General features: G+C 62.7%; 15 protein-coding genes and 4 pseudogenes. 13 read left to right on the forward strand and 6 right to left on the reverse strand.

All coding sequences use genetic code 11. From position 1 onward, the window contains the following. The first annotated feature begins 22 nt into the window (after positions 1 to 22). Together E4M07_RS29235 and E4M07_RS29755 are read left to right on the forward strand one after the other, a co-directional pair. Entirely contained in the window at positions 23 to 292 is a 270-nt protein-coding gene (locus tag E4M07_RS29235; RefSeq protein ID WP_169054431.1) for a hypothetical protein, read from the forward strand. A 90-nt stretch (positions 293 to 382) separates the two neighbouring features. Then, positions 383 to 1,210, forward strand: a pseudogene (locus E4M07_RS29755) (transposase); the annotation flags it as partial. Positions 1,211 to 1,793: 583 nt separating this feature from the next. On the opposite strand, the gene E4M07_RS27100 reads toward E4M07_RS29755, so the two are convergent. The 3 genes and pseudogenes from E4M07_RS27100 to E4M07_RS29955 all read right to left on the reverse strand — a co-directional run. Then, complete coding sequence (locus tag E4M07_RS27100; RefSeq protein WP_169054432.1) at positions 1,794 to 2,501, reverse strand: calcium-binding protein; 708 nt, start codon at positions 2,499 to 2,501, stop codon at positions 1,794 to 1,796. A gap of 498 nt (positions 2,502 to 2,999) precedes the next feature. Further along, entirely contained in the window at positions 3,000 to 3,242 is a 243-nt protein-coding gene (locus tag E4M07_RS29950) for a LuxR C-terminal-related transcriptional regulator (RefSeq protein WP_281405005.1), read from the reverse strand. A gap of 6 nt (positions 3,243 to 3,248) precedes the next feature. Continuing rightward, a pseudogene (locus E4M07_RS29955) lies at positions 3,249 to 3,530 on the reverse strand (autoinducer binding domain-containing protein); the annotation flags it as partial. Between the two features lie 224 nt (positions 3,531 to 3,754). Between E4M07_RS29955 and E4M07_RS27110 the strand changes: the two are divergent. Continuing rightward, positions 3,755 to 3,928: pseudogene (locus E4M07_RS27110) on the forward strand (ParB/Srx family N-terminal domain-containing protein); the annotation flags it as partial. Positions 3,929 to 4,024: 96 nt separating this feature from the next. Here E4M07_RS27110 and E4M07_RS27115 read toward each other — a convergent pair. Then, a complete protein-coding gene (locus tag E4M07_RS27115; protein WP_136661550.1) occupies positions 4,025 to 4,777 on the reverse strand; it encodes a transporter substrate-binding domain-containing protein in 753 nt (250 codons plus the stop codon). Between the two features lie 264 nt (positions 4,778 to 5,041). On the opposite strand from E4M07_RS27115, the gene E4M07_RS27120 reads away from it, so the two are divergent. The 5 genes from E4M07_RS27120 (at position 5,042) to E4M07_RS27140 (ending at position 10,027) form a co-directional block, all read left to right on the forward strand. Then, complete coding sequence (locus tag E4M07_RS27120; RefSeq protein WP_246660636.1) at positions 5,042 to 5,377, forward strand: hypothetical protein; 336 nt, start codon at positions 5,042 to 5,044, stop codon at positions 5,375 to 5,377. Further along, a complete protein-coding gene (locus E4M07_RS27125) occupies positions 5,361 to 6,086 on the forward strand; it encodes a DUF6088 family protein (RefSeq protein WP_246660637.1) in 726 nt (241 codons plus the stop codon). The genes E4M07_RS27120 and E4M07_RS27125 overlap by 17 nt, the downstream gene beginning before the upstream one ends. After that, complete coding sequence (locus E4M07_RS27130; RefSeq protein WP_348640546.1) at positions 6,083 to 7,063, forward strand: nucleotidyl transferase AbiEii/AbiGii toxin family protein; 981 nt, start codon at positions 6,083 to 6,085, stop codon at positions 7,061 to 7,063. The genes E4M07_RS27125 and E4M07_RS27130 overlap by 4 nt, the downstream gene beginning before the upstream one ends. Positions 7,064 to 7,841: 778 nt before the next feature. Continuing rightward, the gene (locus E4M07_RS27135; RefSeq protein WP_136661551.1) at positions 7,842 to 8,924 is read left to right on the forward strand and encodes a class I SAM-dependent DNA methyltransferase; all 1,083 of its coding nucleotides are present in this window, start codon (positions 7,842 to 7,844) and stop codon (positions 8,922 to 8,924) included. Positions 8,925 to 9,412: 488 nt separating this feature from the next. Next, positions 9,413 to 10,027 carry a DUF2285 domain-containing protein gene (locus E4M07_RS27140; protein ID WP_136661552.1) on the forward strand — a complete coding sequence of 205 codons (615 nt, stop codon included), beginning with the start codon at positions 9,413 to 9,415 and terminating at the stop codon, positions 10,025 to 10,027. Between the two features lie 65 nt (positions 10,028 to 10,092). Here E4M07_RS27140 and E4M07_RS27145 read toward each other — a convergent pair whose 3' ends face one another. Next, positions 10,093 to 10,389, reverse strand: coding sequence for a hypothetical protein (locus E4M07_RS27145; RefSeq protein ID WP_136661553.1), 297 nt, complete (start codon positions 10,387 to 10,389; stop codon positions 10,093 to 10,095). A 543-nt stretch (positions 10,390 to 10,932) separates the two neighbouring features. Here E4M07_RS27145 and E4M07_RS27150 point away from each other — a divergent pair. Further along, on the forward strand, positions 10,933 to 13,017 hold the full coding sequence (locus E4M07_RS27150; protein ID WP_136661554.1) for a ParB/RepB/Spo0J family partition protein: 2,085 nt from the start codon (positions 10,933 to 10,935) through the stop codon (positions 13,015 to 13,017). Positions 13,018 to 13,114: 97 nt separating this feature from the next. Beyond that, positions 13,115 to 13,747: an antitoxin of toxin-antitoxin stability system gene (locus tag E4M07_RS27155; protein WP_136661555.1), complete on the forward strand. Its 633-nt coding sequence runs from the start codon at positions 13,115 to 13,117 to the stop codon at positions 13,745 to 13,747. A gap of 37 nt (positions 13,748 to 13,784) precedes the next feature. Here the strand turns inward: E4M07_RS27155 and E4M07_RS27160 are convergent, their stop codons facing one another. Then, on the reverse strand, positions 13,785 to 14,645 hold the full coding sequence (locus tag E4M07_RS27160; protein WP_136661556.1) for a hypothetical protein: 861 nt from the start codon (positions 14,643 to 14,645) through the stop codon (positions 13,785 to 13,787). Positions 14,646 to 14,842: 197 nt separating this feature from the next. Between E4M07_RS27160 and E4M07_RS27165 the strand changes: the two are divergent. The 3 genes and pseudogenes from E4M07_RS27165 to E4M07_RS27175 form a co-directional block, all read left to right on the forward strand. After that, a pseudogene (locus E4M07_RS27165) lies at positions 14,843 to 15,013 on the forward strand (antitoxin of toxin-antitoxin stability system); the annotation flags it as partial. A gap of 90 nt (positions 15,014 to 15,103) precedes the next feature. Then, positions 15,104 to 15,466: a DUF6876 family protein gene (locus tag E4M07_RS27170; RefSeq protein WP_136661557.1), complete on the forward strand. Its 363-nt coding sequence runs from the start codon at positions 15,104 to 15,106 to the stop codon at positions 15,464 to 15,466. Between the two features lie 214 nt (positions 15,467 to 15,680). Next, positions 15,681 to 19,674, forward strand: a 3,994-nt coding sequence (locus E4M07_RS27175) for a strawberry notch family protein (RefSeq protein WP_136661558.1), incomplete at its 3' end; no start/stop codon positions are given.

Raw genomic sequence — 19,674 nt, forward strand, 5'->3', positions numbered from 1 at the left:
CATAGAGTGGCCGAACATATGGTTGGCCGAGACCCGCCTGCCGCGCCCCTTTCGCAGCCTCACCGACCCCCTGGAAAACAGTACGGTATACCGCCGCATCAAGTCCGTGCAGCGCCCTACCCCAAACACCGCGCAAAATCGGAACAGTCGCCCGAAAGCAGCCGGTATCAAGCAATATCCGCAAAGGGCGCACATGAATGGCGCCGGCCAGCGCCATAATTTCCGCATCCGACGAGTGTCTATTGCGCAATGGACCCACGTTTCGAACTCGTTTCACATCTACATTTCGTGAAACTGGAGGTTATCGGCCTCCTGAAAAAATTGATCTATGGATTTGCTACGCGACCTTGCAGCTCTTGCGGCCGCGCCGTCGCTACATACCGGTCGGCCGGCGATTGCCATCCGGTACATGATCGGGCTGTTGCTGCTCAAGCACATCTACGGCCTGTCAGATGGACGCTGGATCCACGACCCCTGCTTCCAGTTCTTCACTGGCGGGGAATTCTTCCGGCACGACCTGCCGCACGTGCGTTCCGACATGACTCACTGGCGCAAGCGCATCGGCGACCGGTTGGCCCGTTTGCTCGCCGAGACGCTTCGAGTGGCCCATGACACCGGCGCCCTGAAGAAAGACGACATGGCCCGGATCGCGGTCGACACCACCGTGCAGCCCAAGGATGTCACCTTCCCGGCGGACGCAAAGCTGCTGCTCACCGCCATCGAACAGCTCAGCAAGTTGGCCAGGCAACGTGGTGTCCCACTGAGTCAGTCCTGCACAAGGGTCGCCAGGAAGGCGGCGATGATGGCCGGGCGTATAGCCACGCCAGGCAGTCCAAGCGCTTCAATCGCCAACTGAAGTTCCTGCGCACCCGGCTCGGCCGTCCGATCCGCGATATCACCCGCAAGATCGGCGGCGACGAAGACCTGCATGCCATCTTCGCCCTTGCCCTGATGAAGGCCAGGCAGATCCGCAGCCAGAAGCGGAAACAACGGGACTGGAAGTTTCATTCCTGGCACGCGCCGGAAACCGAGGGGCCACAAGCCCCGTGAGTTTGGATGTAAAGTGTCGATCACGACCACCAACAAACGCTGTAAGGGCGGTCAGTTCATCCTCCACGCCAAGGCATTCCATGGAAATCCATATGATGGGCACACGCTTGAACAGGTCGTCGATGAGACCGAGGTGCTCACCGGGCGCCATATCGAACGGATGATGCGGTGCGTTTCGTTTGCTGCGCCCCGTCCTCCTGAGGGGCGGGACGAGGCGCATGGCCGGGCCTTTACTCCATGGCTCAGTTCCGGGTCCGGCGTCTGGGTTATGAGCTTCGGCGGCACGGCGGTCAAGGCGGGACCGGCCGGTGACGGCTCATTCGCGCGTCGGGCAACCTATGATTTGCATACGCTGCGGGCATGTTCGTGTGGGAGGTTTTTCGTTCACGGCCGCCCCGCCCCCGCATGATTGCGGCGGTGCTTCTTGCCGCTGCATTGCGCCTGCTCCTGTTGGTCCCGGACGGATGGTCGACCGGCGGGTGTTGCTGGCTCCGTGACAGGGCCGTCCGGCTGTCTCCTTTCGCGTCGTCAGCACGGGGCGCCGGCAGTCATTGCGGCCGTGCGCGGTGTGCCTGCTTCGTTTGAAAACCACGTCGCGATCCGGGCGGTTTTCTTTCTGCAACCGCGCCGTGGCGCCGGTTATACCCCGAAATGGGCCCCCGCCGCAGCGTGTCGTGAATGACCCGCATCGACAACGCCGGCAACGCGTTCACGCTTTCGGGCATGGCAAATCGCCTGGCCCGTTACCCGAACATGAAATCCTCTGCCGTCAGCTGAACGCCGTCCTCCAGGTTGAGCAAGGTTATCGTTTCACCCTGGGAGCCGTACGAGATTGTCGCGCTGCCATCCTGAACCTGGGAAATGGTCAGATCTTCGAAGTCGATGTCACCCTTGAACCGGATCTTGTCCTTGCCGTCCTCGAAGTCGAAAATCCTGTCCGTGCCATCTCCGGCCTGGAAGACAAAGGTGTCAGCGCCCTTGCCGCCATACAGCGCGTCGTTTCCGGCGCCAGCGTCCAGCCAGTCGTTGCCTTTGCCGCCATAGAGCGTGTCGTTTCCGGCGCCGCCGTACAAAACATCCCTTCCAGCACCGCCAGACAGCCTGTCATTGCCGTAACTGCCGTACAGGACATCCTTTCCGGCGCCGCCATACATCTTGTCGTCACCGTAGCCGCCGTACAGGTGGTCGTTGCCCCGGTCGCCGTTCAGGGTGTCGTCGCCGCCGTCACCCCAAAGGAAATCGTTTCCGTCGCCACCGTTGACGGTATCGTCATCCTCCCCGGCATACAGCAGATCAATGCCATCACCGCCGTACATGGTGTCGTCGCCATCACCGCCACAGAGCAGGTCGTCGCCGCCTTTGCCCCGCATCGTATCGCCGCCATCTTCGCCGGCAATCCTTTGCGCATCATCAGTGCCGTCGAGCGTGTCCACACCGTTGCCGCCCGTCATTGCAGGAAGGCTGTAATACTTTTGGAATGCTTCTGGTGTACCAACTGGAAATGCCATGTTTTTCTTTACCTCACATTGCCTTGAAACCGGATCGTGGGAAACCCCGAAAATCCGTCGGATATCCGATGTGCTTCCTGTGTCACTGGACCAGTGTTACCCCCCCCGAGAGGATGTGGCTATGGAATCAATAGAAAAACGCGACGGGTCCGCCATGCCGGACACCCCCGAACAGACCGCGCGCGCAAGCGCTGCGGATGCCACGCCGCTGCGTGACGTCGTGAATGCGTCACCTGCCGCAGGGCGCGCGAGGCATGTCGCAATTCCTGCTGACGGCCTCAACCGTTCCCTTTCGAAAGGGAACGTGATGCCAGGGGGACCGCCCAGGGGCGATCTTTGCACCTGTGCGGGTGGCCGGACAAGTGTCGGAATGCCTGGCCGGCTTCAATCGAAATCCGCGGTCCCTGGATTTTGGCATGCCGGGGCCGCCGAGGCTCGCGGTCAGATCAGCCCCAGCCGGACAGCGATCGTCGCGTCCTGCCGGCTGTTGGCGGCGCCCAATTTGTGTGTCGCTTCATCAAGATAGAAGCGCACGGAGCGATAGCCGATGCCCAGAACCTGCGCGATGTCCGGCATGGACAGGCCGTCGGCGCACCAGCGCAGGCATTCGGCTTCCCGCGGCGAAAGCCGGATGTGCGCGGCCGGCGCCGCATCCCGGGTCGCGGCGGCGAGCCGCGAATGCACAAAGGCCGCCGCGACCGCCGCGGCGACGGCGTCGGGTTCCTCGTCGGCGCAAACGGCGTGCCGGCCCGATGCCAGGGTGAACACCATGCGGTCCCTGAAGCCGACAGGTACCGAGACCGACAGCCCGGAACGGATGCCGAACTGCTCCGCATCGCGGAAGAACTGCTTCAGGTCGCGCCGGCTTGAGCGCCTGGTTTCTTCTGCCGACCACCGGAAAATCGGCGGGCCGTGCCTGGCCCCGGTGACGACCGGATCGATCCGCAGGTAGTTCATCTGCACATAGCGGTCGCACCATTGCTGTCGAAATGGGCGTGACCATCATCAAGGGCGTGTTGTCACGCGACCTCGTCCACATGAAGGTGTCGGTCCCACAGCATCTTTGTGTCAGCTTTGAAGAAGGCCCGCGTATCTCCATGCGCAGCTTCGCAAAACCACGATCGCTCGTCCATGAACCGCTGAAGCATGGGCGCGATCAGCTTCCAGGATTCCGGTGCCGCCTGTCTTGTCTCACGCGGCCGGTGCCCGATGGCACCGAGACCGGCATGTTCGAGACCCCGGCCGGCGGCCGCCGCTACCGCGCCCTTGAGAGCCTCGTAAGGCAGCGCCGGCTGAACAAGATCACGCCGGTGCCCTGCGCCGTGAGGACAGATGGCCTAGCGGAAGAGGACAGCCTCGCCGAGAACATCTAGCGCGTACCGCTGCATCCGCTCGAGGCAATCCGGTGCCTGTCTGGCACGAACCGGGCCTCGTCCAGCTGTCTGCCGGCCAGGGCCGTGCGGGCGTCAGTAGATGCTGAACGGGAAGTACCGCGCGTTGATCGTCCCGTATGTGCCGTCGGCGAGGATAGCCCCGAGCGCGTCGTTCAGACGCCTGAGCAGTGCCTCGTCCTCCCTGCGCAGGGCGATGCCGATACCCTCGTCGAGGCGGTAAGGCTCGCCCGCATAGGCAAACCCCGCGCCTTCGGGGCTCCCGAGCCACTTCCAGAAGCCGAGCGCGTCGCCGAACATCGCATCCACGCGGCCTTCGATCAGCGCCCGGTCCAGCGCACCCTGATCGTCATACAGCCTTATGCCGGCAAATCTCGACCGATTGTCCTCCAGCCAGTCCGAGGCGACCGTCGCGCGAATCGCGCCGACGGTCCGACCCGCCGCGTCATCCGCATCGAAACCCGAGCCCTTGCGGGCGACGAAGCGGACGCCACTGCTGTAGTAGCGCTCGGTGAACGCGACCAGTTCGCGGCGCTTTTCGGTGATCGACATGCTGGAGACGATGGCGTCGAACCGGCCGGCCCGCAACGCCGGGATCAGCCCCTCCCAGTCCTGGCGCACGAACGCGCACTCGACATCCATGCGTACGCACAGTTCCCGGGCGATATCGATGTCGAAGCCGATGAGCCGATCCGCATCGTCAATCTCGCTGAACGGCGGATAACCCGGATCGACCCCGACGTGCAGGGTCTCACGGGACACCTCATCCCCGAACGCTGCAGCGGCAGTCAGCAGCACAAGGCCCAGCGCCGCAAGCAACTTTCTCATGGCAACCTCCGGGGCCGCGGTGTCCTTGCCACGCACGCATCCGCCCGCGCTTGACGCTGCGGGCGCACCTTGATGTCGATCCGGGTGTCGCGGACGGGGTCTCTTGTCATCCTCGTGCCTCCATGGTCAATATCATGCAGGTTAGGAACTTCTGCGGGAATATATTCGATACCTTTTCATGATAGAGCCTGTACCCGCCGGAAGACGAAACCGCAAAAGCGTTGCTGTAGTATATAGTATTCATTTCATTCAAAACCGTACGGCGTGCGACCAGCAGCGACCGCCACAGACGGCGGCCGCGACAACGACGTGATGCGCGGAGGCAGGGGCGACGACACGCTGGATGGCGACTGGGGCAACGACAGGCTGATCGGCGATCGGGGAGACAACACGCTGACCGGTGGCCCGGGCTCGGATACCTTCGTGTTCAAAGGCAACAGCGGTCAGGACACGATCACGGACTTCGGGGAAGAAGATCTGCCGACCAGTGATCCGAGGGTGGTTATCGAGGGTCAAGACCTGATCGAGATCAGGGGCGGCACGACGTTCTCCGATTTGACCGTCACGAACAACGCGGAGGGCGATGAAATCCGCAGCTGATTTCGGACTCGCGCATGTCCGAAAAATGCGGCATGTTTCGGACATGATCGATGACAGCACACACCGGACCTTGCCCACACGCATCGCTGACCGGATTGCAGCCGACCCCGGGAAGGTCTGGACCCCGGGAGATTTCGTCGATCTCGGCTCGCGTGAAGCGGTCGACAAGGCGCTTCAGCGCATGGTCAAATCGGGCGATCTCAGACGCATTGAACGCGGCCTTTATGACAAGCCGACATTCAACAAGCTGACCGGCAGACAGTCGGTGCCCGACTATCGGGCGGTCATTGAAGCCGTGGCGCGCCGTGACAAGGCCCGGTTCCTTGTCGACGGGATGACGGCGGCCAATGCACTGGGACTGACAAATGCGGTTCCGGCGAAGATCGAAGTCCTTGCCGACGCCCGTCTGAAACCGATCGAGCTTGGCAACCAGAAAATCGTCTTCAAGCATGCCGCGCCCAGCCGGCTGTACTGGGCCGGACGCCCGGGCATGTACCTGGTGCAGGCCCTGCACTGGATTCATGACGCGGCACAAGGCAATGTCGAGCGCTCCAGGCTGGACCGCGCCATTCGAAAGCTCCTGGCCGATACCAAGAGCGGTTCCCGGCTCATCGAGGATTTGCGCACCGGCCTGTCGGCCATGCCGATCTGGATGCAGGGTATTCTGCGCAAGCCAATCGCCTCCGCCGAGGCCGGCTTGAAGAAATGAGTACGGACGCATTCGTCGAAATCATTCGCGCCGATACGACCGAGCGCGCAGATCTCTTCCTGACGACGGCCCGGCGTCTGGGCACCCCGCTGATCAATGTCGAGAAGGACTTCCGGGTGTGCTGGATGCTCAACGCGCTCTATCACCGCCTTCCCGAAAACAGCCCGCGCCTTCTCTTCAAGGGCGGCACCTCCTTGTCAAAGGCATATGGTCTGATCGACCGGTTCTCGGAAGACATCGATATTACCGCTTTCCGTGACGATCCTGGTCACCCGGGCAGCACCGAAGAACTCGCGGCGCTGTCGAACAAGAAAAGAAAAGCCGCTCTGGAAGCAATTGCAGCCGATTGCAGTCATTATATCACGACCGGTCTTCACGCCGCTGTCGCTGAATTTCTCGGCGCCGATACACAGGGACAAGGACGCGTGGAGGTCGACGAAACCGATGCGGGTCGGCAGACCCTGCTTGTCTGGTATCCGCGTACCGACACGTCCGAAACAGGATATGTTCAGGCCGCTGTCAAGATCGAATCAGGAGCGAAATCCGCACTCGATCCCCACCGGCCTTTGACGATTGCGCCTTACATCGACAAAGACATCGTGGCATTGGATCTCGGCATACCAGATGTGACCACCATCCATGCCGAGCGGACTTTCCGGGACAAGATCGTCATTGTCCATGGCTTGCGCAACTGGTACGAGCGGCGCGATGAATTGCGTCAGGACGGTCAGCGGATCTCACGGCATTACTACGACCTGCATTCACTGCTTGGGTCTGATATTGGCGATAATGCGATTGCCGATCCCGTACTCGGGGCGGATTGTGTCGAGCACGCACGCACATTCTTCAACAGGCCGGATTTCGATCTCGCCTCGGCCGTGCCGGGCAGGTTTGCGCTCCGCCTCGTCGGCGACATGATCGAACGGCTGCATTGCGACTACGGCAACACGCGGGCGATGATCTTCGGAGCGGCCTGACTTCGAGCAAATCCTGTCATCGATCGGACAGATTGAAGATCGGCTGAACGCACCTGCGTAAAGGCGGGACCGCCAAGACAATCCGCCAACCTGCTTGCCGTCAAATCCGACGGCAAGGCACGCTTCGGAGGTTGGACTTTCCGGGTTGGCCAAAAGGCTGCAATTTGCGCACCCGCGGGACGACGATTCCGACCGGGTTACCCGATGCGCTCACGCCGGTTCCTGAGGAATTGTCCGCATTTCTGCTGCCGCATGCCCATCGCGCAGCGGAATTGAATCCATAGCGGCCAAGCCAAGACAAACGTGTAGAGTATATCCATGGCACGCTGAACGCGCATGCGAGCATGCCTGCCTCATTCGATTTCGGAAACGTCTGAACGGAAAAATTTGAACCCGAATATTCTGATCTTGTCTGGAGACAGGCGCTCAATTCCGGCAGGCCAAATACCCTTTGCGGGTCCCTGTTCCGGTTATGGAAATGCCCTGTTTGCCAGGTGCGCCGCGTCCTGCGTAGCAATCACAGCTGAACGAAACACAAGATGCCGCCAGGCGTGCAGGTTGCGGTGTGAGGGGCGGCGCCAAAAACGTCACCGCTCCCAACACCTTTCTTCATTGAACGCCCTGACGTCCGGGTTTGGATGCAGGTTCGGAGTCCGACAGGGGGAAACTGCGTGAGCAGATTGGAAGAGCTGAAACCTGGAGCCCGTGCGACCGGTATAGCGCCAGGTTCTGCTGTCGAAATCGTTTCCGTTGACTGGGTCGGAGAGCAGGCGGACACATGACGGCCACGCCCGACATCAAATCGCTCGGCGGGTTCGTCTGGTCGATCGCCGAAATCCTGCGCGGGGATTTCAAGCAATCCGAATATGGCAAGGTGATCCTGCCCTTTGTCGTCATGCGCCGTCTCGACTGCATCCTGGAGCCGACGAAGGACGCGGTGCTCGCCGCGCATAAGTCGCTCCCCGAGGGGGTCGATGACGAGACCCGGAAAATGATCCTGTTCGGCGCAGCCGGCGACGGGATCAAGGTCTACAATACTTCCGGGCTTACCTTCGACAAGCTGCGCGGACAGGATGCCCGCCAGCTGCACGCCAACCTCATCGACCATATCCGCTGCTTTTCGCCGAATGCAGGCGACATCTTCCTGGAAAAATTTCGGTTCACCGAACAGTTGAAGCGGCTCAATGACGGCGAGATCCTCTGGCAGGTGTTCGAGCGATTCTGCGAGATCGACCTGCACCCATCGGCCGTCACAAATATCGAAATGGGCTACCTGTTCGAGGAACTGATCCGCCGCTTCTCTGAAATTTCGAACGAGACCGCAGGCGAGCATTTCACGCCGCGGGAAGTGATCCGGCGGATTGTCGATCTGCTCATCGCCAATGATGACACCAAACTGACCCGGCGCGGCATCCTCCGGCAAATCTACGATCCGGCCTGCGGAACGGGCGGCATGCTCGCCCTCGCCGAAGAGGCGTTGAAGCGGTTCAACGATTCGATCCGGATCGAACTGTTCGGGCAGGAGCTCAACCCCGAATCCTTCGGAATCTGCAAGTCTGACATGCTGGTCACGGGGCACAATCCCGAGCAGATCGCATTTGGAAATACGCTCAGTGATGACGCCCATCAGCATCGCAGGTTCCACTACATGCTGTCCAACCCGCCTTATGGCGTGGACTGGAAGAAGTACCAGGGGCCGATCAAGGCGGAAGCCGCCGATCTTGGCCATGCCGGGCGGTTCGGCGCGGGAACGCCGCGAATTTCCGACGGCCAACTGCTTTTCCTTCAGCACATGATTTCCAAGATGCGCGATGACGAGGACGGCTCGCGCATCGGCATCGTTATGAACGGCTACGATTAATAGGGTATTATATTTGATTTATTCGACCTTTCTTCAGATGTTGCGCTCCGGCAGCGGTATGGTTCGGCCCGATTTCACCGAGACGTCCGGCTTTGGTTTTCCGCCGGGCGGTTCCGGCTGTCGGGGGCCGGATGTGTGCGCACCCACGCGACGGCCTGCGCCGGGCGTCGTGCGATGCATCGCCGAATGACAGCGCCGCGCCCGTCATCGCAGGACCGGCTTGCGGGAGAAAGAAAACCTCATGTCCAGTGAGGATTCCGCATCCGGCATAAGTCCGCGCGCCGATTGGCGCGATCCTGACCCTTACGCTTTCCTGCACAGGATGGACCGGACCGGCTGGGCCTGGGAATGGCTCAGGCGCAATCCCGACTTCGCCGCGGCAATCGGCCTGCCGTCACGGGATTTGCCGTCATCCGCTCCGCCCGCCACCTTGCGCCGGATGGAAGTCGCCGGGCCTCGTATCATGCGTGTCCGGGAACCGGAGCCTTTTGAACGCTGGGGCGTTCATTTTCTCCGCCGGCGTCGATCTGCCTGCCAAGGATGTCTTCTGGCGCCCCGAGGCCAATCCGTTCGTGCTCGCCACTGAGGCAAGGCCGGTGGCGGCCGATCACCCCGACGCCTTCGATATGCGGCGCTTTGGGTCATTCGCCACGGTTCTGTGCGGCGGCGGACAGGAACACGTGCTGTTCGGCGACGGCCTGCGTCATCTGCAACTGACGGTGACCGCGGGCAGCGTGCTCGATGGCCCGGTGTGCCTGCATTACCCGCTGTCGGGTTTGCGCCGCATGGAGGCGAAGGTTCTGACATTGCAACGGCTATCGGGGCTTTGCCGTCTCGGCCGCCTGCCGCTCAGCCTCTATCCGCCGGAGCGCCGCGCCGGGCGCTGGGCGATGATGCTGCGCGCATTCGATGGGGCGGCGGCCGGGGCCAGCCAGCGCGACATCGCGGCGGTCCTCTATGGGAAACGGGCGGTCCGGGAGGACTGGCAGGCCGGTTTCCTGCGCACCCGCGTCCAGCGCCTGCTGTCCGGTGCGCGGACCATGGTGCGGGGCGGCTACCGGAAACTGCTGGATCCGCAGGAAAGGGGCGTTCGGGGCGGGTGAAAGGCTGAGGGGCCAGAGAGAGCCCGTCCGCCCGCAATCCGAAAGGGAGGGGACTCTCCGATGTTTCAATTCGTCAGGGGCGCCGCCGCCGGCATGGCGTCTTTTGCCTGTATGTCCTTCCGGCCCGCGCGCGACGGCGAGCATAAGGGCCCGCCAGGGTGATCGGTGCCGGCACGGTCGAGATGGGCGGCGGTCGCCACAGGTTTTACGGCGTCGATGCCGTGGAGACCGACCGGATCCGCCGCCGCCGCAACGGCACGCAATGGCCCTGAGGCCGGAAGGCTGCCGCGGCACATGCCGAATTCCTGCATGGCCGGACGGTCAATTGCGGCGTCTGGCGGGCAACGGTGCGCGATGCCCATGAAAGGTTCATCCCGATCTCCCAGCCACCAGGAGCGCGATCCAGCGACGCCAGGGAGCAAAATCGCCCGGCCCATTCAAATTCGGTTCTCAATATCCACCTCCCTTTCCGGGGAGGGGAAGACGGCCCATCGGCGTTGTTGCGCCGCTTGCCCGATGCCCCCGCATCGCACTGCGCGACGCGCCCAGCCGACCGGACCGATTTTCCACCATCAAATGTTCCAATCTAGCTCAGAACTGCTCCAGGCGGTCGGCGGCAACCTTTCCGCCCGGGTTGCCAATGAGGGCCGGGCCATCGCTGGCCGCGATGCCAACCGACATTACAACGACACCGGCCGGGAGGGCATGGCGAAGTTCCTGCGCCGGGGTGTGTGGGCCGGATCCTTCGGTCCGCCCGAAGAAGCCGGCGGCAGGGTCGGCGGTTCGCAATCCCGGCCTGGAGGAAACCGGGGAGCCGGCCTCATAGAGGTAAAGGGCCAGGCGTTTTCCATGAACGGGTCTGGAAGGGGAAAGAAGGCTTTCTCCGCCCGTTCAGGAGAACCGACATGGCAAACCGCAAGAAACTCTCCCTGTCCCGGTCCCGGGACATTCCGTTCGACAAGCTGGCGCTCTCGGACCGCAACGTGCGACGCGTGCAGGCGGGTGTGTCGATCGATGACCTGGCCGAGGACATTGCCCGGCGCACGCTGCTGCAAAGCCTGAGTGTGCGGCCCGTCATCGGCGAAGACGGTCAGTTCACGGACCGGTACGAGGTGCAGGCCGGCGGGCGGCGCTACCGGGCGCTGGAACTGCTGGTCAGGCAGAAGCGGCTCAATAGAACCGCGCCGATCCCCTGCATCGTGCGCGAGGACGGCATTCTGGAGGAGGATTCGCTGGCGGAAAACTGCCAGCGTGTCAGCCTCCACCCGCTGGACCAGTTCCGCGCTTTCCAAGCGTTGAAAGATCAGGGTCTGGGAGAGGAGGAGATCGCCGCCCGGTTCTTCGTCACGCCGAAGGTGGTCAAACAGCGGCTGAAGCTGGCCGCGGTGTCACCGAAGCTGCTTGAGGTCTATGCCGCCGACACAATGACGCTGGAACAGCTCATGAGCTTCAGCATCTCCAATGACCACGCCCGCCAGGAGCAGGTCTGGGAGATGGTCAGCCGCGGCTATAACGATGCGCCATACTACATCAGGAAGCTTTTGACCGAAGACAGTGTCTCCATGCGCGACAGGCGCGTCCGTTTCATCGGCCTCGATGCCTACGAGGCCGAGGGCGGCACGGTGCTGCGCGACCTGTTCTCGCAGGACGACGATGGCTGGCTCGAAGACGTGGCGCTGCTGGAGCGGCTCGTTGCCGACAAACTCGCCACCGAGGCCGGGGCGATCGAGGCGGAAGGCTGGAAATGGACCGAGACGGCCGCCGATTTTCCCTATGGTCATACATCTGGCCTGCGCCGCGTGATGGGCGAGACGGAGCCGCTCACCGATGAGCAACATGCCCGCCGCGAGGCCCTGCGCGACGAGATGGCACGGATCGAGGAACGCTATTGCGATACGGACGAAGAATTACCCGAAGAGGTCGACAGGCGTCTCTCGGATATCGAAGCCGAACTCGATGCGTTCGAGGACCGGCCCGTCGTCTACGATCCCGAAGAGATCGCCCGCGCCGGGGCCTTCGTCAGCATCGACGGCAATGGCGGCCTCAAGGTCGAGCGCGGCTATGTCCGGCCCGGGGACGAGGCGCCGGTATCGGACGATGACGGCGATGCCGGGACGGCAACGTGCGATGCCGAAAGCGCATCGCCGGATGGCGCCGCCGATGGGGCGCATTGCGTGCCCGGACAGGCGCCTTCCGGTCAGGCCGATGGCGGGACCGGGGAAGACGAGGGCCTGAAGCCGCTCTCCGACCGGCTGGTCATGGAACTGACGGCGCATCGCACGCTTTCCTTACGCGATGCGCTTGCCGGTGACCCGGACATCGCCTTCATCGCCGTGCTGCATGGGATGGCGCTCCAGACGTTCTATCGCTACGCCACCGAGAGCTGCCTGGAGGTTACGTGGACGAGTTCCGGCTTTTCCGTCCAGGGGCCGGATCTGAAGGAATGCCCATCGGCGAAGGCCATCGGCGAGCGCCATGCCAGGTGGGAAAGGCGGCTTCCAGGCGAGCCGGAGCTTCTCTGGGCGTTCCTCTGTGACTTCGACCATGAGAGCCGCATGGCGCTGTTTGCCCATTGCGCCTCGCTCTCGGTCAACGCGGTGCATGAGCCGTGGAACAGGGCGCCGGGGCGCAAGCGCCATGCCGATCAGCTCGCCTGCGCCGTCTCGCTCGACATGGCCGCCGGCGGCTGGAAGCCAACGCCTGAGAATTACCTGAACCGGGTGCCCAGGGCGCGCATTCTGGAAGCCGTCACCGAGGCCAGGGGCGAAGCCGCGGCCGAACTGATCGACCATCTCAGGAAGTCCGACATGGCCGAGCAGGCCGAGCGGCTGCTGGCCGATACCGGCTGGCTGCCGGAACCGCTGAGGACGCCTGGGGTCGAGACGGCTCCGGTTTCCGGCGATGCCGGAGCGGGCAGTCATGATCGGGGCGAACCGGAGGCGGATGCCTCCGCCGCGGCTCTGCCGGAATTCCTGACAGCCGCCGAATGAGCGGTCCTTTCGCTTCTTATCCATCACGGCCCGGATGCCCTGTTATGTGCGGCTGCGTCGCGCGGGGGCGCCGGGCCTTTCACTTATGGAGGCACGCATGCCGACAACGATCAAAACCACCGTCTTCACCTTCGATGAACTCACTGAGGCCGTCAGGGAACGCGCGCGCGCATGGTATCGCGAAGGGAATCTCGATTATGACTGGTGGTCGTTTGTGTACGATGATTTTTCCACCATCTGCGCGATTCTCGGCGTCGAGCTCGCAACCCGCCCCGTCCGGCTGATGGGTGGCGGAACGCGCCGGGAACCGTGCATTCGGTTCCAGGGCTTCGGGGGCCAGGGTGATGGTGCGAGCTTCGAGGGGATGTGGATACATGTCAGGGGAAGCGTCGCCCGGATAAAAGCCCATGCCCCGAAAGACGGGGAACTGCACGATATCGCCAAGCGTCTCGCAAACATCCAGCGGCGCAATTTCTTCCAGCCTTGTGCTCACATCGGCCAGCGCGGGTACCACTGCCACGAAAACACCATGCAGATCCCGCCGTATCGCTCACTTCCGGCACTTCGAATGTGGTGCCGCAAGCCACAGACAAGGACAGGCCAAGAAGGGCTGCCGGCTATGCGAAAGGACGTTCTTGTCACCATGAGGGACCTCATTGCGAAGATTTGCTGCAAGGCTGAACATGCTGAAGGTCCGGCACCGAGTCCATCCGCATGTTCCGCAATATAATACGGTGGCTGAGACCGGTGACCAGATTACAGAATGGTTATCGCGACTTTTTCTTCGGCTTGGTCGGCTGCTCCGAATCCAGCTTCAGCCAGCATTCCGTCCATTTCTGCATCGCCTTGAGCGCTTCGGCAACTTTTGTCTCACAGAAAGAATCATGTCTCAATTCAGAAACCTTGAGACCGAATTGAATACCCCTCGCACCTTTTTTGTCTTTTTCGGGATAACCTTCAAATGTCGAACCTTCCGGCCTTGCCTCCAAAAGCGCACGCCGCTCCATTTCCAATACAGGATCGACCACAAGGTCTACCATGCCTGTCGCTTGCGGATGCTTCGGATCTGTTTTTGTCCATAGCTTGTGCCGAAGGAAAACGTGGTTTGGGAATTTCGGATGCGAAATAGGTTCGACATAACATGATTCAGGGAAATATGTAGGTTTCAGAGGCGGGAAAACGAACTCCTGCTCGCCATCGCGTGACATCTCTTCCATGCACTTACGATAGGCTTTGTGCAGTTCAAGCATTTTAGGGTCTGGTTCAGGTTCACGCTTTGCCGTCTCCAGTGCCCGCTCAATGATGTTCCGTCTGTAATCGCGTCGACCGGGACTGGGAGAATCAATCATTTCAGCGACCTCTTCAAGGTTGACTTTGAATTCGTATTTGCCGCTTTCACCCACATATCTGGCGGGGGCCACAAGTACGGTTACAACTCGTGTGTATCCTTTGTTACAACGCATGTATTTGGCATGCTCGGCATAACGGTCAGCCTGTCGAACTGCTGCACTTGCATCAATTTTGTCCTCGATGAGCAGGCCTGCGCGTGTCCCATCAATTTCTGCGTCCACGAGAAGGTCGCCGGAACCACCCACATGGAGTTCTGGTTGGGGGATGACATCCTTCACGTGGAAATGTGCAAATTCCAGCCCACACCTGCGCGCGAACCTGGCTGCAAATTCCGGGTCGCAACGGAATTCTTCCGCGAGGAGATTATCAATCTCGTATTCTCGGGACTTCTTGCGGGGAGTGGCTTCCGGGCATGACATTGGCCAAGGCTATTTGAACAATGACTGCGTTTCAAGTGCGCCGCGACGGTGCACAGATGACCGCCGATGCCGAGGACATCGTGCTTGAAGCCTTGCGCGATCTTGCCCGCTGGCTCCATGCGCGGCTGGAGGCGGAATACGAATATCTCCAGTCCGACGGCGTGGTGGATGAAAGCATCAGCGCCAACGGCTACACCTTCACCGGCAGCGGGGAGCGGTTCGGCTGAGAGGGAAAGGCGTTTGCGGGAGGGTGAACCGGGTCAGGTGAAAGAGAGACCGGCCCGGTTTTCCGTCAACCCCTCAACCTGGAGATACCCATGCAGGATACGCACGAACTCACCCAGGCCGACCTCGCGCAGTTCATCGGCAGCACCTGCCTCTATCGCTTTGCCCTGACCGGTCTTCGCTACACCGAAGGCGTCCACCATGTCGCCGAAAAGGGCGGGGCGGTGTGGCTGATCGCGGACATTGCCGCTTACCAGCACGACCCGGCCATCCGCGCCGAGCCCTTCCAGCACTGGAAGCTCAGCGTCGCCGATGACCGGACGGCGCGCCTGGCCTGCGAAAACGGCAACGGCAAGCCGATCCTCGTGCGGAAGATCGATTATACCGAGTTCCCGCTTGAGGAGATCGCCTTCTTCCTCACCGACAATGTGCTGATGCTTCCGGGCGAATACTGACGTAAGGGCCGGATATGGGGCGGGCGGGAGCACCGGCCAGGGCCGCACTACCCGCTCCGCCGCGACCGGGAGAGGCAGAAGATCGCTCCTGAAAGGGTGGACCGGAAGAGTCGAGACAGAGCCCGGTCCGTCTTTCAACCGTTCGTCACCCGAAAGGTCCTGCCCCGGGGCCTTTCGTTCGTTTCACAAACCAATTTTACCCCGGAGACATCCCATGAATTCCGCACTACCCGCGGCGGCGCCGCCGGACCGCGTTCGTTTCTTCGAAACGTCCACCGGACATTCCAATCCTGCTTCGGCGGACCGGTCCTCACCGATCCGCACGTCCACTGACGCCGCAAGCTGCATCCTGACCGCCGCCGAACGGATCCTTGCCGGTCTCGAACGCGGCATCGCCATCGACACCTGCATCCTGCGTCAGGCGATGGAAGAGGCCTTCGGCGGCTCCGACGCCGAAGGCTTGTGGTCCTGGAAGGACGCATACGAAGCCTGCGAGGCGGCGCAGGTGCTGTTCCTGTGCAAATACGGCCGGGCGATGCGCGAAAATACGGCCTCGGCGGAGGCGTTGCTCGCCATGGTGAGCCGCATCGCCGGGCTGCTGCCCACCCATACCCGGCGCTCGGAGGAATCCCGGGCACTGCAACAGTTCTCGACCCCGGCGCCCCTGGCGCTGGTCGCGGCAGTTGCCGCCGGCCTCACAGAAAGTGACGTGGTGCTGGAGCCTTCCGCCGGAACGGGCCTCATGGCCGTCTTCGCCGGGATCATGGGTGCGAAGCTGGCGCTCAACGAGATCGCCGAAACGCGGGCTGCGCTCCTGCGGAGACTGTTCCCGAACAGCCTGGTCACTGCACATGACGCTGCCAGCATCGATGACTGGCTGGCGGACGATATCGCGCCTTCGGTCGTTCTCATGAACCCGCCTTTCTCGGCGGCGCTCCACGTGCAGGGGCGCGTCTCCGACGCCGACTTCCATCACGTGCGCTCGGCTCTGGCGCGTCTGCCCGAGGGCGGTCGCCTCGTTGCCATCACCGGGCACAGTTTCCCCGTCGACAAGCTGAGCGATGCCGTTCGCTTCACCTGCGTGGTGGACGGCTCCGTCTACTACAAGCACGGAACCAGCTTCGACACGCGCCTCACCGTCATCGACAAGTCGTCTGAAACGGCTTCGCCGCCGGCGTTGCCGCGCGTGGAAAATACTGCCGACTTGCTCGCTGGTCTCATCGAACATCTGCCCCCTCGCTTGGCGGTGGACGATGAGATCGGGCTCGGGACAGCGGCGAAGCCCGCTGTTGCGCGCAAGGTCGCGCCAATCGCGCGCAGGTCCCGTCCCGTCATTTCTGCGGCGCCCGATGCTGTCGAACTCACCTATGAGCCCATCGAATGGAAGCCGGCCGGGGGCGCCGACCTGACCGACGCGCTCTACGAGGGCTACGCCCTGCAATCGATCCATATCCCAGGCGCGAAGCCGCATCCGACGAAGCTGGTGCAATCGGCCGCCATGGCCTCGGTGGCCCCGCCCAGGCCGGGCTACCGGCCGCATCTGCCGGCACATATCGTGAAGAGCGGCATTCTCTCCGATGCCCAGCTCGAAAGCGTCATCTATGCCGGCGAGGCGCATGCCCGGCATCTCGCCGGATCATGGACGCTGGATGAGACCTTCGACAACCTTCACGCCGCACCCGAGGAGGACGAGAAAGCCGTGCGGTTCCGCCGCGGCTGGTTCCTGGGCGACGGCACCGGCTGCGGCAAGGGGCGGCAGGTGGCCGGCATCATCCTCGACAACTGGATCAGGGGCCGGCGCAAAGCGGTGTGGATCAGCCGTTCCGAGAAATTGCTGGAAGATGCGCAGCGTGACTGGGCGGCGCTCGGCATGGAAAAGCTGCTGGTCCAGCCTTTGTCGCGCTTCAGGCAGGGAACGCCGATCCGGCTGGCCGAAGGCATCCTCTTCGTTACATACCCCACGCTGCGTTCCGCCGAACGCGAGGGCAAGGCCTCGCGTCTTCAGCAGATCATCGATTGGCTCGGTCAAGAGGCGGGAAGCGGCGAAGCCGCGACAGGGAACGCAAAGAGCTTCGATGGTGTGGTCGTCTTCGACGAAGCCCATGCGTTGGCGAACGCCGCCGGCGGCAAGGGCGAGCGCGGTGAGCAGATCCACTCTCAGCAGGGCCGCGCCGGGCTGCGCCTGCAGCGGGCGCTGCCGGACGCCCGCGTGGTCTACGTCTCGGCGACCGGGGCCACCGACGTGCGCAATCTCGCTTATGCCGAACGACTCGGCCTGTGGGGCGGCGAGGACTTCCCTTTCGCCAACCGTTCCGAGTTCGTGCAGGCGGTCGAGGCGGGCGGCGTTGCGGCGATGGAGGTGATGAGCCGCGACATGAAGGCGCTCGGCCTCTATACGGCGCGATCGCTGTCCTACGAAGGTGTCGAGGTCGAGATCGTCGAACATGCCCTGACGCCGCAGCAGGTGGCCATCTACGACGCATACGCGGCGATGTTTGAGGTGATCCACACCAACCTCGATTCCGCTCTGGAAGCATCGAATGTCACCGGCTCGTCCGGCACGCTCAATGGCCAGGCGAAATCCGCCGCCAAATCCGCATTCGAGGGCGCCAAGCAGCGCTTCTTCAACGCCCTGATCACCGGCATGAAGGCGGTCACGCTGATCGAAAGCGTCGAGCGCGACACTGCCGCTGGCCATGCGCCCATCATCCAGCTGGTTTCGACCGGCGAGGCGGTGATGGAGCGCAAGCTCGCCGACATTCCGCCTGAGGAATGGGAAGACCTCACCATCGATCTCAGCCCGCGCGAGGTCGTCGGCTCTTACCTGCAGCATTCCTTTCCGACGCAACTGTATGAATCGTACACGGACGATGAAGGCAATCTGCGCTCGCGCCCCGCATTCGACGATGACGGCAATCCGATCCAATGCAAGGCGGCATTGGCGGCAAGGGACCGCATGATCGAGCAGCTCGCCATGCTCGATCCGGTGCCCGGCGCGCTCGATCGGATCGTGCAGCACTTCGGAACGGACAAAGTCGCCGAGGTGACTGGCCGCGCGCGGCGGATCGTGCGTAAGAGCTTGCCCCGGACTGGATCCGGGGGCGATCGCCTGTGCGTCGAGAGACGTCCACCTTCGGCCAATCTCGGCGAGACGCAAGCCTTCATGGACGATGAGAAGCGCATCCTGGTCTTCTCCGACGCCGGCGGCACAGGCCGTTCGTATCATGCCGACCGGGGGGCGAAGAACCAGCGCCTGCGCGTCCATTACTTGCTCGAAGCCGGATGGAAGGCCGACACCGCCATCCAGGGCCTCGGCCGCTCCAACCGCACCAACCAGGCGCAGCCGCCGCTGTTCCGTCCCGTCGCCACGGACGTGAAGGCGGAAAAGCGCTTCCTGTCGACCATTGCCCGCCGTCTCGACACGCTCGGCGCCATCACCCGCGGCCAGCGCCAGACCGGCGGGCAGGGCCTGTTCCGCGCCGAGGACAATCTCGAAGGCGATCAGGCGCGGGCGGCACTTCGACAGTTCTACATGCTGCTGGTGCAGGGCGGCATCGAGGGCTGCTCGCTTCAGCGGTTCGAGGAAGCCACGGGGTTGTCGCTTACCTTCGAGGGGAGAGCGCTGAAGGAGGAGCTGCCGCCTATCACGACCTTCCTCAACCGTCTGCTGGCGCTGCCCATTGTCTTGCAGAACACCGTGTTCACGGCGTTCGAAGAGCTTTTGAACGCTCGGATCGAAGCAGCCATTGCAGCGGGCATCCATGATGTCGGGCTGGAGACGATCCGCGCCGAAAGCCTGATCGTCACCGACCGGCGTACCGTCTGGCAGCATGACAGCGGAGCCGAGACGCGGCTCTTCACCATTCAACGCAGGGACCGCAATAAGCCGCTATCGACCGAGGAGGCGCTGAAGATCCAGGGCGGCAAGCTTCTGGTCAATGAGCGCTCGGGCCGGGCTTCTGCCAAAACCTCCGCGCCGAGCCTGATGCACGACGATGGTAGCGTGGAACGCCGCGTGCGGCTGATCCGCCCCATGCAGCGCGACACGATGAGCGTCGATGACTGCGCCGCCACGCACTGGAAGGAGGCGGAGAGGGAAGAGTTTATCGCCGCATGGGAAAAGGAGATCGCCGGAATCCCGGAATTCTCGACGAGCACGTTCCACCTCGTCACCGGCCTCCTGCTGCCGATCTGGCGGCGTCTTCCGG

Source organism: Nitratireductor sp. XY-223, assembly GCF_004959855.1.
Taxonomy (GTDB): domain Bacteria; phylum Pseudomonadota; class Alphaproteobacteria; order Rhizobiales; family Rhizobiaceae; genus Hoeflea_A.

Coding starts and splice junctions, on each gene's coding strand:
- E4M07_RS27155 (WP_136661555.1), top strand. CDS start 13,115: ATGCCGACAACGATCAAAACCACCGTCTTCACCTTCGATGAACTCACT.
- E4M07_RS27125 (WP_246660637.1), top strand. CDS start 5,361: ATGAAATCCGCAGCTGATTTCGGACTCGCGCATGTCCGAAAAATGCGG.
- E4M07_RS27115 (WP_136661550.1), bottom strand. CDS start 4,777: ATGAGAAAGTTGCTTGCGGCGCTGGGCCTTGTGCTGCTGACTGCCGCT.
- E4M07_RS27135 (WP_136661551.1), top strand. CDS start 7,842: ATGACGGCCACGCCCGACATCAAATCGCTCGGCGGGTTCGTCTGGTCG.
- E4M07_RS27130 (WP_348640546.1), top strand. CDS start 6,083: ATGAGTACGGACGCATTCGTCGAAATCATTCGCGCCGATACGACCGAG.
- E4M07_RS27100 (WP_169054432.1), bottom strand. CDS start 2,501: ATGACGGGCGGCAACGGTGTGGACACGCTCGACGGCACTGATGATGCG.
- E4M07_RS27150 (WP_136661554.1), top strand. CDS start 10,933: ATGGCAAACCGCAAGAAACTCTCCCTGTCCCGGTCCCGGGACATTCCG.
- E4M07_RS27170 (WP_136661557.1), top strand. CDS start 15,104: ATGCAGGATACGCACGAACTCACCCAGGCCGACCTCGCGCAGTTCATC.
- E4M07_RS27145 (WP_136661553.1), bottom strand. CDS start 10,389: ATGGGCATCGCGCACCGTTGCCCGCCAGACGCCGCAATTGACCGTCCG.